We start from the raw sequence: 15048 nt of genomic DNA on the forward strand, positions 1-15048 counted from the left end.
CCAAAACGGCACATTCCGCCCGCCCTCCCCCACTAGCATGGGAAAGGTTGACGCGACGGGCGACGGGCGACGGGCGACGGGCGACGGGCGACGGGCGACGGGCGACGGGCGACGGGCGACGGGCGACGGGCGACGGGCGACGGTGCTGCTCGCCGCGCGCTCCACGGTGGCGCTCCACCGCCTCCTGGACGCGCTCCCCGCCCTCTCCGGCGACGACCGGATCACCCGCCTGTTCACCCTGGTCCCCGGCTCCGACTTCGACGCCGACGTGCTCTCCGCCATCGACGGCGCAGGCGGACGCACCGTGCCCTGGAGCGAGGCGTGCGGCCGCTCGTACGACCTCATCCTCGTCGCCAGCCCCAAGGGCGACCTGCGTCTGCTCCACGGACGGCGCGTACTGCTGCCGCACGGCGCCGGATACAGCAAGTCCATCCCCGGTGAGGGCTCCGACTCGGCGTCCGGCCTCGACCCCGCGCACCTCGCCCCGGAGAGCGACGGCACCGCGCCGATCGTGCTGCACGCGGTCGCCCACCCCGAGCAGGTGGCCCGGCTCGCCGCAGCCGATCCGCGCGCTGCCGACCGCGCCAAGGTCATCGGCGACCCCACCCTGGAGCGCGTCCTCGCCTCCCGCCCCCAGCGGGAGCGCTACCGCGCGGCCCTGGGCACCGGGGCGCGGAAGCTCGTGGTGCTCACCTCGACCTGGGGAGCCGAGTCGCTGCTGCGGCGCCACCCCGACCTGCCCGCCCGGCTGGCCGCGCACCTTCCGTACGACGCGTACCAACTGGCACTGGTGGCCCACCCCAACGAGCACAGCCGCCTCGGCGCCTGCGAGCTGTCCGCCCGCCTCGCGCCCGCCCTGGACGCGGGCCTGGTCCTCGCGCACCCGCGAGAGGACTGGGCCTCGGTCCTCATCGCCGCCGACGCGCTCATCACCGACCACGGCTCAACGGCCCTGTACTACTGCGCCGCCGAGGACCGGCCCGTCATCGGCGCCTACCAGGGCGGCACCGAACTCATCCCCGGCAGCCCCATGGACACGCTCCTGCGCCAGGTGCCCCGGCTGGGGAGCGCCGAGGCCCTGGAGGAGTCCCTGGCGGCCTATCGGCCCGGCACCGGACGCGCGGCCGCGCAGGCGGCGTTCGCCCACCAGGGCGGCGCCCTGCACCGGCTGCGGTCCGAGCTGTACGCCCTCCTCGGCCTCACCCCTCCGCCCGTGAGCAGCCCGCCGCGGCCGCTGCCCGCTCCCCGCCCCGCCGACCGCACCCCCACAGCGTTCGACGTCACCGCCGAGGTGGCGGCGGAGCGCGTGCGCGTGGAACGGCGCCCCGCGGGCATCGGCGCTCCCGGCCACCACCTGGCCGTGGAGCACGGGCCCGCGATCGAACCGCTCACGCGGTCGGCGGGACTGCTGTACCGGCGCCCGGTGTCCGCGGCGCCCCACCAGGCGGGCGTGTCCTGGACCGCGGACGGATGGGCGCGGCAGGTGCTCTCCGCGTACCCGGGCTGCCGTTCGGCCGCCGCGATCCTGCCGTCGGGCCGCTGTGTGCTGCGGACCCGCGGCCACGAGCAGCCGTACGCCGTCGAGGTCGAGCCCCGCCGTGAAGGCGGGCGGATCGTGCGCGCCGACCCGGCCGCCGCGGCCTCGGCCGTCCACGCCTGGCTGCTCACCCGCGGGGCGCCGCCCGCGTCCCCGACACGGCTGACGTGCCTCATCGGGGAGCGGGCCTTCGACGTACTGCTGCGCGCGGCGACGCCCGCCGAGACCGCCGAGCCCGTCTAGGCCCGGCCTCGTGCTTACGGGGCCCCGTCGCCCTCCCCGCTGAGGCCGTTGCGGCGCCGGATGCCGAGGGCGGCCGCGCGGTGGTCCGCGGCGTCCGCGGTGCGCCCCTCGGACTGGGCCAGCGCGGCCATCGCCTCGTGCACCCGGGCCTCGTCGAAGCCGGAGCCGCGTCGGCGGGCGGCGCGCAGCGACAGCTCGTACAGCGGCCGGGACTCCTGGGTGCGGCCGAGTCGGCGCAGCACCCCGGCGAGTGCGAAGCCGGTGCGCCGGGTCATCCTCTCGCGGCCCAGCTCCGCGGCCCGCTCGTGCGCGTCGGACAGCAGGCGGTGCGCCGTCTCCAGGTCGCCGAGTTCCGCCCGGGCCTCGCCCAGCCGGTAGGTCAGCAGCATCGCTCCGTAGGGGTTGGGGATCGCCCTGTGCAGGTCCCGGGAGCGCTCGAAGTCGGCCGCGGCGGCGCTCCACTGCCCGCGCGCCCCGTTGAGCATGCCGCGGAACTCGATGACCGACGCGGCAAGCTTGCGGTCGCGTTCGTCCGCCCCCAGCAGGGCGCAGGTCTCCTCGGCCCGGTCGAGCTGGCGCTCCGCCTCGCTCAGCCGTCCGCTCTGCCAGAGGTGCCGGGCGAGCTGGCAGCGCGTCCGCGCCAGCCACGCGGGCCGCGTGCCGTCCCGGACCGCGGAGTCCACGGCGAGCTGGAACAGGCCGATGACGTCGGACTGGTGGGGGTGGTCGAGGGCGTACGTCCACACGGCCTCGGACAGGGCGACGGCCTCCGCGTCCAGCTTCCGCTCGTGGGCCAGCCGCAGGGCGGCGAAGACGGCGTGGCGCTCCTCGTACAGCCAGCGCGACGCGCGGTCGGAGCGCTCGGCCCTGAGGTCCGGGTCCGTGGTCGCCTGGGGGTCCTCCAGCGGGGCGTCCGGCGCGCCGGTCACGGCGGCGAACTCGTCCACCACGGTCAGACGGCGGCCCGCGGCGAACCGGTCGGCCCGCTGTGCCTGCCGGACGAACCAGCGCAGCAGCCGCGGCAGCGCCTCGTCCGGCTCCCCTTCCCGGGCGTCCCGGCGCGAGCGGCGCACGGCGTGCGCGCGCAGGGGCCCGGGCAGTCGCATCCTGCCGTCGCCCGCGCCCAGCACGGCGCGCAGGTCGAGTAACCCCGCCCGGTCCAGTTCCTCCAGGGCGTCCTCGCAGGCCTCCGGCCCGAGGCCCAGCAGGGCGGTCGCCGACTCCTGGGTGAACGTCGCGCCGGGGTGGTGCGGCAGCAGGCGGTACAGCTGGGCCGCGGTGGGCGACAGGCCGTCGTACACGGTGTCCCAGATCCGCTCCACATCGGCGACGCCCTTGCTCTCCAGCTCTCCCCGAAGCTGCGGGACGAGCCGGGACAGCGGGCGCAGCCGGTGTGCGCGGACCCAGGCTCCGGCGACGCGCAGGGCCGCGGGCAGGCCCTCGCACACGCGCACCAGGGCGCGCACCGCGTCGGGGTCGGCGGCGAGCCGGTCGTCCCGGACGATCAGCCCGAGCAGCTCCGTCGCGGCCCACTCCTCCAGCGGCGGCAGGGTGAGCCCGACGGCGGCCCCGTCCTCCAGGTCGTACAGCGGGCCGTGGCTGGTGACGAGCACGAGGCTGTCGCCCGACGCCGGAAGCAGCGGGACGACCTCCGAGGCGTACCGCGCGTTGTCCACGATCACCAGCAGTTTCGCGGCGGAGGTCCGGTCCCAGTACTGGCGGCAGCGGTCCGCGAACCGTGCCGCGACGAACTGCGGTTCCACGTCCAGGGACTCAAGGAGCTGCGCCAGCACGTCTCCGGGGTCCATGACGCCGCCGAGGCGGAAGTCGTCGAGGTCGACGGAGAGGACGCCGTCGGGAAAGCGGTCCCGCAGCACGCGGGCGAGCAGCCGGGCCAGCTCCGTCTTCCCCATGCCTCCGGGGCCGCTGAGGGTCACCACGAGGGGCCGGGAGCGCCCGGTCCACGCGTCCACCTCCCGCAGGACGCGCTCCCGCTGCTCGTCGCGGTCGACGAAGTACGCCGGTTCCGGCGGAAGTTCCACCCTCATGTGCCCGTCTCGCCCTTCTGGTCGCAGTGGCACCCGCCCCGGCGGGGCGTGCGGACCTCACGCCCCGCCGGGGCCCGTTCCGGGCGCGTGGCCGCGCCACCTCGCACTCTAGAGGCGCGGCCGGGCGGATTCCCGCCGTTGCGGCGGGTCCGTGGCACGCGGCGGCGCGGGGTCAGTTCAGGAAGTCCCGGGCGACGCGCGCCGCGAGGCGTTCCAGGAGGGGGCCCGCCTCGGCCACGCAGCGGGTGACGTCCGGCTCGATGTCGGTGAGGGCGTACGCCCTGCGGATACCGGCGGCGCCGAGCGCCTGGGGCGGCAGCGCGAGGCGCCCGCAGACCGCGACGGCCTCGACGCCCGCGGCGCGGGCCGCGGCGGCCACCCCGGCGGGGGCCTTGCCGTGGAGGGTCTGCTCGTCGAGGGAGCCCTCGCCGGTGATGACGAGGCGGGCACCGGCGAGCGCGGGCGCGAAGCCGAGGACGTCGAGCATGACGTCGATGCCGGGCCGGAAGGAGGCGCCGAGCGCGACGAGCGCCCCGTAGCCGATGCCGCCCGCCGCCCCTGCGCCCGGCGCGTCGGCGTGGTCGAGCGCCCGGGGGCCCAGGGTCCGCCCCAGGACCCGGGCGAAGTGGGCGAGGGCCGTATCGAGGGCGGCGACGTCCTCCTCGGTGGCGCCCTTCTGCGGCCCGTACACCGCGGCGGCGCCCTTGGGGCCGGTCAGCGGGTTGTCGACGTCGCTGGCGAGGACGATCTCGGTGTCCGCGAGCCGCGGGTCGAGCCCGGACAGGTCGGCGGACGCCAGGTGCCGCAGCGGGCCGCCGCCGGGCGCCACGGGCGCGCCGTCGGCGTCCAGGAAGCGGGCGCCGAGCGCGGCCAGCATGCCCGCGCCGCCGTCGGTCGTGGCGCTGCCGCCGACTCCGAAGACGACGGTGCGCGCGCCCGCGTCCAGGGCGGCGCCCAGCAGTTCGCCCGTGCCGTACGTCGTCGCCGTGAGCGGCGCGAACACGCCGTCCGGCAGCCGCTGGAGGCCCGAGGCCTCGGCCATCTCCACGACGGCGGTGCGCTCGCGCAGCGCGTACGCCGCGGTGACCTCGGTGCCGAGCGGGCCCGTGACCCGCACCTCGCGGCGCTCGAACCCGGCGGCGACCGCCGCGTCGACCGTGCCGTCGCCGCCGTCGGCGACGGGCAGCGCCCGCACCGGCAGGTCCGGTACGACGGCCCGCAGGCCCGCGGTCACGCGCCGCGCGACCTGCACGGCCGTGAGCGACCCCTTGAACTTGTCCGCCGCGATCAGCACGTGCCCGCCGTCGCCGGGCGCCGTGTCGTGTTCCGCCGTGATGGGAGCGTCCGCCACCTATCAATCCCCTTGCTTCCAGCCTTGCGCATGTCAAGGCAGTCGCGCCGCTGCGACCATAACCGCAGGGCGGGCGCCCTGCCCAGGGGTGTTCGGGTGTCGGTCGGCGGGGCGCGCCGGGGCCGGGAATCGGGTACACCGGACGCATGACGCCGACGCCACGAGGCCCCACGCCCGCCGCACCCGCCGCGCCTGCCGCCACCGCCGCGATGCTCGCGGACCGTGTCCACGGCGGCTGGCTCGGCCGGATCGCGGGCAACATGCTGGGCAAGCCCGTCGAGCGCGGCGACCACTGGACCCGCGACCGCATCGACCGCTACCTGCGGCTCACGGACGCCCTCCCGCTCACCGACTACCTGCCCGCTCCCCGCCGGGCGCGACCGGCTTCGAGCTGCGCCCCGAGTGGCCGCGGTGCGTGCGCGGGCGGATCGACGGCAGCTGCCGGGACGACGACGTGGACTACGCGATCCTCGGCCTTGAGCTGCTGCGGACGCACGGCTTCGCGTTCACCACGGAGCAGGTGGGCGAGCTGTGGCTGGCGCGGCTGCCCTACCGCCAGACGTTCACGGCGGAGCGCGCGGCGTACCGCAACCTCGTGAACGGCCTCAGGCCGCCGCTGACAGCGACGTACGACAACCCGTACCAGGACTGGATCGGCGCGCTGATCCGCGCCGACGTCTTCGGCTGGACCTGTCCGGGCGACCCGCGCCGTGCGGCGGCGCTCGCCCGCCGCGACGCGGTCCTGTCGCACACCGGCAACGGCGTGTACGCGGCGATGTGGGCGGCGGCGCTCGTCGCGGGGGCGTTCACCGCGCCGACCGTGCGGGACGCCGTGTCCGGGGCGCTCGCCGTGATCCCGGCGGGCAGCCGCGTCGCGCGCACGGTGCGGCGCGTGCTCGCCCTGCACGGGGCCGGTCTCGACTGGTCGGAGACCCTCGCCACGATGGAGCGGGAGACGGCCGGGCTCGGGTGGATCCACGCGGTGCCGAACGTCGCCGTCCTCACGGCCGGACTCGCGTACGGCGAGGGGGACTTCACGCGCACCATCGCCCTGACGGTGCGCGGCGGCCTGGACACGGACTCCAACGGGGCGACCGCCGGTTCGGTCGCGGGCGTGCGGTGCGGCGCCGCGGCGCTGCCCGCGCAGTGGCGCGAGCCGCTCCAGGACCGCGTCAGGAGCGCGGTGTTCGGGTACGACGGGGCGCGCGTCAGCGAACTCGCGTCCCGTACGACCGAATTGGCCAGGGTGTCTCTGGAATCGGCCGGGACGTCGGGTGATGCGGCGGACTCATCCGCTTTCGCCGACGAGTGATCGGCGCCGCTACCCTTCCCCTCGTGACCACTCTCGACTTCGCCACCTACATCGCGGGCCTCCCCCGCGTCCTCGTCGGCGCCGCCGCCCTCATCCGTGACCGGGCGGGTCGCGTGCTGCTCGTCGAGCCCAACTACCGTGAGGGGTGGGCGCTTCCGGGCGGGACCGTCGAGTCGGACGACGGCGAGTCCCCGCGGCAGGGCGCGCGGCGCGAGACCGTCGAGGAGGTCGGGCTCGACCTGGAGCTTGGCGGGCTGCTGGCCGTGGACTGGGTGCCGGGCACCGACGAGCGGCCGCCGCTGGTGGCGTATCTGTACGACGGCGGGGTGCTCGGCGACGAGCGGTTCGCGTCGATCCGGCTCCAGGAGGAGGAGCTGCTGTCCTGGCGCCTGGTGGCGCGCGAGGAGCTGTCGGCGTATCTGCCGGAGCGGCTCGCGCGCCGCGTGCTCGTCGCGCTCGACGCGCTGGAGGCGGGCGGGGGCGCGGTGGAGCTGGAGGACGGGCGCCGGGTCGGCTGACGCCGGGGCGGGCCGAGTCGTCGGATGGCCCCGGGGACTGCGCGGTGCCGGGGCGGCGGCTCCGGCTCGGGCGCTCAGAACAGTGCCGCGCCGCTCTCGAACTCCAGCAGCCGCCGCTTGCGGTCGAGGCCGCCGCCGTAGCCGGTGAGGCTCCCGTTCGCGCCGACGACGCGGTGGCAGGGGACGATGACGCCGATGGGGTTCTTGCCGTTGGCGAGGCCGACCGCGCGGGACGCGGCGGGGTTGCCCAGGGCGTCGGCCAGTTGCCCGTACGTACGGGTCTCGCCGTAGGGGATCGTCAGGAGCTGCTGCCAGACCGTGCGCTGGAACGGGGTGCCGTCCAGGCGCAGCGGCAGGTCGAACTCCTTCAGGTCGCCCGCGAAGTAGGCGTTGAGCTGGGCCGTGGCCTCCCCGAAGGCGTCCGGGTCGCGGTCGCCGAAGGTCTCCTCGGCGGGGCGGTGACGCTGCTCGGTCATGTACAGGCCGCTGAGGGTGCCGTCGGTGGCGACGAGGGTGAGCGGCCCGTAGGGGCTGTCGATGACGGTGTGCGTGCGGTGCATCAGGGGTCCTCGGGGCTGCGGGGGCTCTGGGCGCGTCAGGCGGGGATGTGGTTGATGGGGTGGTCGTCGGTGGCCCACAGGTACTGGACGGCGTACGCGCGCCACGGGCGCCAGGCCGCCGCGCGGGCGGTGAGCGCGGCGGGCGTGTGCGGCAGGCCGAGCCCCTGGGCGGCGCGCCGCACGCCGAGGTCGGACGGCAGGAAGGCGTCGGGGTCGCCGAGCGCCCGCATCGCGATGACCTCCGTCGTCCAGGGGCCGAAGCCGGGCAGCTCCGCGAGCTGGGCGCGGGCCCGCTCCCAGTCGTTCTCGACGCCGAGCCGGAGGCTGCCGTCGGCGAGGTGGCGCACCAGCGTGGTCAGGGTGGTGCGGCGGCTGCGGGGCAGCGCGAGGGTGTCCGGGTCGAGCGCGGCGAGCGCCTCGGGCGCCGGGAACAGGTGGGTGAGGCCGCCCTCCGGGTCGTCGACCGGCTCGCCGTGGGCGGTGACCAGGCGCGCGGCGTGGGTGCGGGCGGCGGCCGTGGAGACCTGCTGCCCGAGGACGGCGCGCACGGCGAACTCGGCCTCGTCCACGGTGCGCGGCACCCGGCGCCCCGGCGCCTTGTCGACGAGCGGGGCGAGCAGCGGGTCGGCGCGCAGCTGGTCGTCCACGGCGACGGGGTCGGCGTCCAGGTCGAGCAGGCGGCGGCAGCGGCTGATGGCGAGGGTCAGGTCGCGCGGGTCGCTGAGCGTGAGGCGGCAGCCGATGTGGTCGGGGCGCGGGGTGAGGGCGACGATGCCGTGCCCGTACGGCAGCCGCAGCGTGCGGCGGTAGGCGCCGTCGCGCCACTCCTCGGCTCCGGGGACGGCGGTGGCGATGAGGTGGCCGAAGAGGTTGTCGGGGTTCAGCGGGGCGCGGAACGGCAGCCGCAGGGTGAGCGTGCCGGGCGCGCCGTCCTCGGTGGGCGCGCTGGGGGCGCCGGTGTCGCGGCGCTTCGCGGCGCGGGCGCGCAGCTCGCCGGGGGCGAGGGCGAAGACCTCACGGACGGTGTCGTTGAACGTGCGGATCGAGGAGAAGCCCGCCGCGAAGGCGATCCGCGCCATGGGCAGCGCGGTGGTCTCGATGAGCAGCCGGGCGGTCTGCGCGCGCTGGGCGCGGGCGAGGGCGAGCGGGCCCGCGCCGAGTTCGGCGAGCAGGTGGCGCTCGACCTGGCGGGTGCTGTAGCCGAGGCGGGCGGCGAGCCCGGGTACGCCCTCGCGGTCGACGACGCCGTCGCTGATCAGGCGCATGGCGCGGGCGACGGCGTCGGCGCGCTGGTTCCACTCGGGCGAGCCCGGGCTGCTGTCCGGGCGGCACCGCTTGCAGGCCCGGAACCCGGCCTGCTGGCAGGCGGCGGCGCTCGGGTAGAAGGTCATGTTCTCCGGCTTGGGCGGCACCACCGGGCAGCTCGGTCGGCAGTAGATCCGGGTGGTCAGTACGGCGGTGAAGAACCAGCCGTCGAACCGCGCGTCCTTGGACCGCACGGCCCGCACACAGCGCTCGAAGTCTCCGTGCGTCCCTGCGGGCGCGGCTGCTCTTGGGGGGTGGGGCGCCTGTGGTGCGGGCGGGGCGGGCGGGGCCGGATGGGGGGCGGGCCCAGGTGCTGTGGTGGGCATGGGTCAAGGATCGGGGATCCCGGAGGGCGTTGGCTGGCGGGAATGCGACATCATGCTTCCGCTGCCAGGGCCTCCTCGAAGGTCCGGTACGCCGCGTCGTCGAAGAGCACGAACCGGACCTCCTCGACGGGGCCCGGCTCCTCCGCCAGGGTCTCGCGGACGGCGTGGACGGCGATGCGGGCGGCGTCGTCCATCGGCCAGCCGTACACCCCCGTGGAGACCGCGGGGAAGGCGACCGTGCGGGCGCCGACGGCGGCGGCGACGCGCAGGGACTCGCGGTAGCAGGAGGCCAGCAGCGCGGAGCGGTCCTCGGTGGCGGACCAGACCGGGCCGACCGTGTGGATGACGTGCGCGGCGTCCAGGCGCCCGGCCGTCGTGGCGACGGCCTGCCCGGTCGGCAGGCCCTTGCCGTAGTGCCCGGCGCGCAGGCGGCGGCACTCCTCCAGGATGGCAGGGCCGCCGCGCCGGTGCAGGGCGCCGTCGACGCCGCCTCCGCCGAGCAGGGAGGAGTTCGCCGCGTTCACCAGGGCGTCGGCTCGCTGCTGGGTGAGGTCGCCCCGAACGAGCGTGACGCGGGCGGTCACCGGTCCTCCCGGGGGCGGGTGAGGTGCTTCCAGACGGCCTTGGCGGCGTTGTGCCCGGACATGCCGTGCACGCCGGGGCCGGGCGGCGTCGCGGCCGAGCAGAGGAAGACGGCGGGGTGTCTGGTGCGGTACGGGAACAGGGTGAGCCGGGGCCGCAGCAGCAGTTGGAGGCCGCTCGCGGCGCCGCAGGCGATGTCGCCGCCCACGTAGTTGGCGTTGCGCTCGGCGAGCTGGGGCGGGCCCGCAGTGGCGCGGGCGAGCACGCGGTCGCGGAAGCCGGGCGCGAACCGCTCGATCTGGCGCTCCACGGCGTCCGTGAGGTCACCGCGCCAGCCGTTCGGCACGTGTCCGTACGCCCAGAAGACCTGCTTGCCCTCGGGGGCGCGGGTCGGGTCGGCGACGCCGGGCTGCACGGTGATCAGGAACGGGGCGTCCGGGGCGCGCCCCTCCCGGGAGGCGGCGCGCAGCGCGGCGGCGACGTCCCGGCTGCCCGGCCCGATCTGGACGGTCCCGGCGGCGCGGGCCTCGGGCGCGGTCCACGGCACCGGGCCGTCGAGGGCGTAGTCGAGCTTGAAGACGGAGGCCCCGTACCGGAACCCGTCGTAGTAGCGGCCGAGGCCCGCGATGCGGGCGGCGGCCGTCGGGGAGGTGTCGAAGACGTAGGCGCGGGCCGGGGGCAGGTCATCGAGGCGCTTGACCTCGTAGTCGGTGTGGATGCCGCCGCCGAGGTCCTTCAGGTACGCCGCGAGGGCGTCGCTGATCGCCTGGGAGCCGCCGCGGGCGACGGGCCAGCCGCGGGCGTGCGCGGCGAGCGCGAAGACCAGGCCGACGGCGCTGGTGGCGAGGCCGTTCAGGGGCGCGATGACGTGGGCGACGAGCCCGGCGAACAGGGCACGCGCCCGGTCGTCGCGGAACCGGCGGGTCAGCCACGTCGACGGCGGCAGGCCGACGAGCCCGAAGCGGGCGAGCGTGACCGGGTCGCGGGGCAGCGCGGTCAGCGGCAGCGCCATGAAGTCCCGCACCAGGGTGTCCCAGTGCGGCAGGAAGGGCTCGACGAGCCGTCGGTACGCCCCGGCGTCGCGCGGCCCGAAGGACGCGGCGGTCTCGGCGACGGAGCGCGCGAGCACGGCGGCGGTGCCGTCGGGGAAGGGGTGCGCCATCGGCAGCGGGGGGTGCGCCCAGTCGAGGCCGTACCGCTGGAGGGGCAGGGCGCGGAACGCCGGTGAGTTGACCCCGAGGGGGTGGGCGGCCGAGCACGGGTCGTGCCGGAAGCCGGGCAGCGTCAGCTCCTCGGTGCGGGCGCCGCCGCCGATCGCGCCCCTGGCTTCGAAGACGGCCACCGACAGGCCGCGGCGGGCCAGCTCGACGGCGGCGGTCAGACCGTTCGGTCCCGCCCCCACGACGGCGGCATCGAGCATCGACGGCACCTTCGGACTCCTTCGTCAGCCGGTGGCCAGTGCGGCACAGGATATGCCGGGGGACTGACGGCGACCGGGGTCCGGTCCCCCTGGCGCATCCCGCGCGCCCCGGCAGCGGCTCCGGGCGGCCGTCAGGCGCCGCCGTCGGCGAGGGCGGTCGCGACCCGGCGGGCGGTGGCCTCGTCGCGCGCGGCCGTGAACGGCAGCGTGTTCCCGCCGGTGATGGCGAAGGGGACGCCGTCGCGGGTCAGGTGGGCGCCGCCCGCCTCCTCGACCAGGAGGAGGCCCGCGGCGTGGTCCCAGGCCAGCTCCCAGCTGAAGGCCACGGCGTCCAGGTCGCCCCGGGCCACGGCCAGGTACTCCAGGCCCGCGGAGCCGCAGGGCCGGGGCGCGAAGCCCTCGCTGAACACGCCGAGCAGGGCGCGCTTCTGGTCCTCGGTGGTGAAGTCCGGGTGCGAGGTGGCCACCCTCAGGGGGCGGTCGTCCTCGGGGGCGCCCGCGCTCAGCCGCTGGCCGTTCAGCGTGGCGCCGCGGCCGCGGACCGCCACCGCGCACGCGTCCAGCGCCGGGGCGTACGTCCACGAGGCGAGGACCACGCCGTCCAGGGCGAGCGCGACGAGGGTGCAGAAGCCGGGGTCGCCGTGCACGAACTGGCGTGTCCCGTCGACGGGATCGACGATCCACACCGGGGCCGCGCCCGCTATCGCCTCGTACCTCGCGGGGTCGGCGTGCACCGCCTCCTCGCCGACGACGACGGAGCCGGGCAGCAGCGCCGTGAGCTCGCGGGTGAGGAACTCCTCCGCGCGCCGGTCGGCGACCGTCACCAGGTCGTGCGGGCCGCTCTTCTGCACGACGTCGGCGGCGGCGAGCTGCCGGAACCTCGGGGTGATCTCGGCCGCCGCGGCGGCGCGCACCACCTGCTCCACATCGGCGGCCTGACGTGCGAGAAAGTCGTCGATGCTTTCCTTGACTGCCTGCGTTTCGATCATGTGTCCATGAGAGCACGCCGCACTGACAACCCGTGCGCGCGGGGTGAACACCAGATGGAATCGAGATGAAGTTCACGCGCCCGCCCGCACCGCACGGGCCGCCCGCATCGCACGGGGCGCCCCCTCACCGCCCCACCGCGTACCCCTGCATCCCCCGGGGGTTGGCCGCCGCCGACAGCACCCCGGTCCGCGGGTCCCGCGCCACCGCGCACAGCCGCCCCTCCGACCAGGCGTCCCCGACGGTCACGTCGTGTCCGCGGCGCCGCAGCTCCGCGACGACGGCCGGATCGGTGCGGGACTCCACGGTGACGCTGCCGGGGCGCATGCCGCGCGGGTAGAAGGAGCCGGGGAAGGAGTCGTTGTGCCAGTTCGGGGCGTCGATGGCGCCTTGGAGGTCGAGGCCGCCGCGGACCGTCGCGCGCAGCGCCACCGCCAGGAAGAAGTGCGTCTGCCACTGGTCCTGCTGGTCGCCGCCGGGCGTGCCGAACGCCATGACCGGGACGCCGTCCTTGAGGGCGAGGGTCGGGGTCAGGGTGGTGCGCGGGCGGCGGCCCGGCGTGAGCGTGTTGGGCAGTCCCTCGTCCAGCCAGGTCATCTGGAGGCGGGTGCCGAGGGGGAAGCCGAGTTCGGGCACCACCGGGTTGGACTGGAGCCAGCCGCCGGAGGGCGTGGCCGCGACCATGTTGCCCCAGCGGTCGACGACGTCCAGGTGGCAGGTGTCGCCCCGGGTGGCGCCGTCCCGGGCGACGGTCGGCTCACCGGCTCCGGCGGCGGCGCCGGTGCCCGCGACGATGCCCTGCGCGTCGTAGGCCGACTCTCCGGAGGCGACGGCCCGCGCGCGGGCGGACAGGCGGGGCGTGCGGCCGCCGGGGTCGCCCGGTCTGAGGTCGTACGAGGCCGCGGCGCCGATGAGCGCGCGCCGCCGGGCGCTGTAGGCGTCCGAGAGGAGGTCGTCCAGGGGCACGTCGGCGACGTCGCCGTACCAGGCCTCGCGGTCGGCCATGGCGAGCTTGCAGCCCTCGACCAGCAGGTGCACGTACGCGGCGGAGCCGTACGCGGGCAACTCGGGCGGCAGCAGCGCGAGTTGCTGGAGGAAGGCGGGGCCCTGGCTCCAGGGTCCGGGCTTGCACAGCGTCCAGCCCCGCCAGTCGTAGGTGACCGGATCCTCGTACGTGGCCGACCAGTCGGCGAGGTCGGCGGCGGTGAGCGTGCCGGTGTGCCGGGTGCCGCTGGTGTCCATGGTGGGGCGCGCGGACTGCCGCAGCAGGGCGTCGGCGATGAACCCGGTGCGCCACACCTCGCGCGCGGCCTCGATCTGTGCGACCCGGTCGTCGCCGCCCTTGTCGGCGGCCTCGGCGAGCAGGCGCCGCCAGGTGGCGGCCAGGCGCGGGTTGCGGAACAACTCCCCCGGCGCGGGCGGCCGTCCGCCCCGCAGGTAGACCTCGGCGGACGAGGTCCACTCGGTCTCGAACAGCTCCCGCACCGCCTCGACGGTCGCGCCGACCCGCTCCACCGGCGGGTGGCCGTCCTCGGCGTAGCCGATGGCGTACGCCAGGACGTCAGCGAGGTGCTTGGTGCCGTGGTCCCTCAGGAGCAGCATCCAGGCGTCGAAGGCGCCGGGCACGGCGGCGGCCAGCGGTCCGGTGCCCGGCACCAGGTCGAGGCCGAGCGCGTCCCGGTAGTGGGCGACCGTGGCGCCCCGGGGGGCGACGCCCTGGCCGCACAGGACGCGCACCGGGCCGTCCGCGGGCGCGAGGAGGATCGGCACCTCTCCCGCGGGCCCGTTCAGGTGCGGTTCGACGACGTGCAGGACGAAGCCCGCGGCGACGGCGGCGTCGTACGCGTTGCCGCCGTCTTCCAGGACGGCCATCGCGGACTGCGAGGCGAGCCAGTGGGTGGACGACACCATGCCGAAGGTGCCCTGAAGGGTGGGGCGCGTGGTGAACATGCCCCGCAGGCTAGCCCCGGCGCCGCCCCTTCGCGGGGGGCGATCCCGGTGCCGTGGCCGCGGCGGGGATCAGTCCGTGGGTCTGGGCCAGCAGCACCGTGGCCACGCGGTCTCTGGTGCCGAGCTTGCGGTAGATGCTCTGGATGTGCTTCTGCACGGTGTGGACGGAGATGCCGAGGCGGCGCGCGATGACTCCGGCCGTCAGCGCGTCGCCGAGCAGGCCGAGGACGGTCAGCTCGCGCGGCGTGAGGTCGCCCCCGGGGGCGCCGTCCTCGGGCGCCGGTTGGCCGTTCGGGGCCTCGGGGGTCTGGGGGTGGGGGGCGGTGGGGGTGTGCCGGTCCCGGGCGTGCGGGGTGGCGGTGGCGTGCCGGACGAGGAGTTCGGCCTGCCGGTCGACGCCCGCGAGCAGCGGCTGGATGCGCCGCGCGTAGGCGAGGTGGTCGGCGGTGAAGTCGGTGCCGGAGCGGCAGATGAGGAAGTACCCCACTGGCCGGGCGCCGTCCGGCAGCGGCAGGACCAGGAGGTGGTCGGTGCCGAGGGCGTCGCGCAGCAGCGCCGCCGTGCCGCTGTCGCGCCAGCCCCGTTCACCGAGGACGTCGGCGGCGGTGCGCGGCGTCCGGTCGCCGGTCGCGCCGTAGTGGTCGGCGAGGGGGGTGGCGCGCCCGAGCCGCTCCCGCACCGCCGCGTCGAGGTCCCGGACGGCCGTCCCACCGGCCGCCCAGAAAGACAGCGATTGGCCTTCGCCGCTCGGCCCGTCCCGTTTCAGGAACAGGAATTCGCCACCGCACGCATTCAGCAACTCCGTCGCGACCGGGCGCCAAATCAGCTGCGGGTCCGGTTCCCGCAGCGCCGTCACGGCGAGGTTGAGCATGCGTTCATAGTGACGCACAGATAAACACGACAAACCTG

At 76.3% G+C, this 15048-nt stretch carries 11 protein-coding genes and 1 pseudogene; 3 read left to right on the forward strand and 9 right to left on the reverse strand.

Going from position 1 to position 15048, the window contains the following annotated elements; all coding sequences use genetic code 11:
- The first annotated feature begins 37 nt into the window (after nt 1-37).
- Nucleotides 38-1780 (forward strand): translation initiation factor 2, encoded by a 1743-nt coding sequence (locus ACOBQU_RS07755; protein WP_423625207.1) that lies wholly within the window; start codon nt 38-40, stop codon nt 1778-1780.
- 14 nt (nt 1781-1794) lie between these two features.
- Here the strand turns inward: ACOBQU_RS07755 and ACOBQU_RS07760 are convergent, their stop codons facing one another.
- On the reverse strand, nt 1795-3828 hold the full coding sequence (locus ACOBQU_RS07760; RefSeq protein ID WP_423625209.1) for an AAA family ATPase: 2034 nt from the start codon (nt 3826-3828) through the stop codon (nt 1795-1797).
- Nucleotides 3829-4000: 172 nt separating this feature from the next.
- The gene (locus ACOBQU_RS07765) at nt 4001-5122 is read right to left on the reverse strand and encodes a glycerate kinase (RefSeq protein WP_423634326.1); all 1122 of its coding nucleotides are present in this window, start codon (nt 5120-5122) and stop codon (nt 4001-4003) included.
- A gap of 266 nt (nt 5123-5388) precedes the next feature.
- Here ACOBQU_RS07765 and ACOBQU_RS07770 point away from each other — a divergent pair.
- Nucleotides 5389-6491 (forward strand): annotated as a pseudogene (locus ACOBQU_RS07770) (ADP-ribosylglycohydrolase family protein).
- A gap of 23 nt (nt 6492-6514) precedes the next feature.
- On the forward strand, nt 6515-7009 hold the full coding sequence (locus ACOBQU_RS07775) for an NUDIX domain-containing protein (RefSeq protein WP_423625211.1): 495 nt from the start codon (nt 6515-6517) through the stop codon (nt 7007-7009).
- A gap of 74 nt (nt 7010-7083) precedes the next feature.
- On the opposite strand, the gene ACOBQU_RS07780 is transcribed toward ACOBQU_RS07775, so the two are convergent.
- The 7 genes from ACOBQU_RS07780 to ACOBQU_RS07810 form a co-directional block, all read right to left on the reverse strand.
- Nucleotides 7084-7569 carry a methylated-DNA--[protein]-cysteine S-methyltransferase gene (locus ACOBQU_RS07780; RefSeq protein ID WP_423625213.1) on the reverse strand — a complete coding sequence of 162 codons (486 nt, stop codon included), beginning with the start codon at nt 7567-7569 and terminating at the stop codon, nt 7084-7086.
- Between the two features lie 35 nt (nt 7570-7604).
- Complete coding sequence (locus tag ACOBQU_RS07785; RefSeq protein ID WP_423625215.1) at nt 7605-9077, reverse strand: AlkA N-terminal domain-containing protein; 1473 nt, start codon at nt 9075-9077, stop codon at nt 7605-7607.
- 173 nt (nt 9078-9250) lie between these two features.
- On the reverse strand, nt 9251-9784 hold the full coding sequence (locus ACOBQU_RS07790; RefSeq protein WP_423625217.1) for an O-acetyl-ADP-ribose deacetylase: 534 nt from the start codon (nt 9782-9784) through the stop codon (nt 9251-9253).
- The gene (locus ACOBQU_RS07795; RefSeq protein WP_423625219.1) at nt 9781-11211 is read right to left on the reverse strand and encodes a phytoene desaturase family protein; all 1431 of its coding nucleotides are present in this window, start codon (nt 11209-11211) and stop codon (nt 9781-9783) included. Before ACOBQU_RS07795 ends, ACOBQU_RS07790 begins: the two co-directional genes overlap by 4 nt.
- A gap of 122 nt (nt 11212-11333) precedes the next feature.
- Complete coding sequence (locus ACOBQU_RS07800) at nt 11334-12191, reverse strand: inositol monophosphatase family protein (protein ID WP_423625221.1); 858 nt, start codon at nt 12189-12191, stop codon at nt 11334-11336.
- A gap of 124 nt (nt 12192-12315) precedes the next feature.
- Nucleotides 12316-14139 carry a gamma-glutamyltransferase family protein gene (locus ACOBQU_RS07805; protein WP_423625223.1) on the reverse strand — a complete coding sequence of 608 codons (1824 nt, stop codon included), beginning with the start codon at nt 14137-14139 and terminating at the stop codon, nt 12316-12318.
- Nucleotides 14140-14149: 10 nt separating this feature from the next.
- Nucleotides 14150-15010, reverse strand: a complete 861-nt coding sequence (locus ACOBQU_RS07810; RefSeq protein ID WP_423625225.1) for a response regulator transcription factor — start codon at nt 15008-15010, stop codon at nt 14150-14152.
- Nucleotides 15011-15048: the final 38 nt, after the last annotated feature.

Origin of the sequence: Streptomyces sp. G45 (genome assembly GCF_049542095.1) — a bacterium.
In the GTDB taxonomy this organism is placed as follows: Bacteria; Actinomycetota; Actinomycetes; order Streptomycetales; family Streptomycetaceae; genus Streptomyces.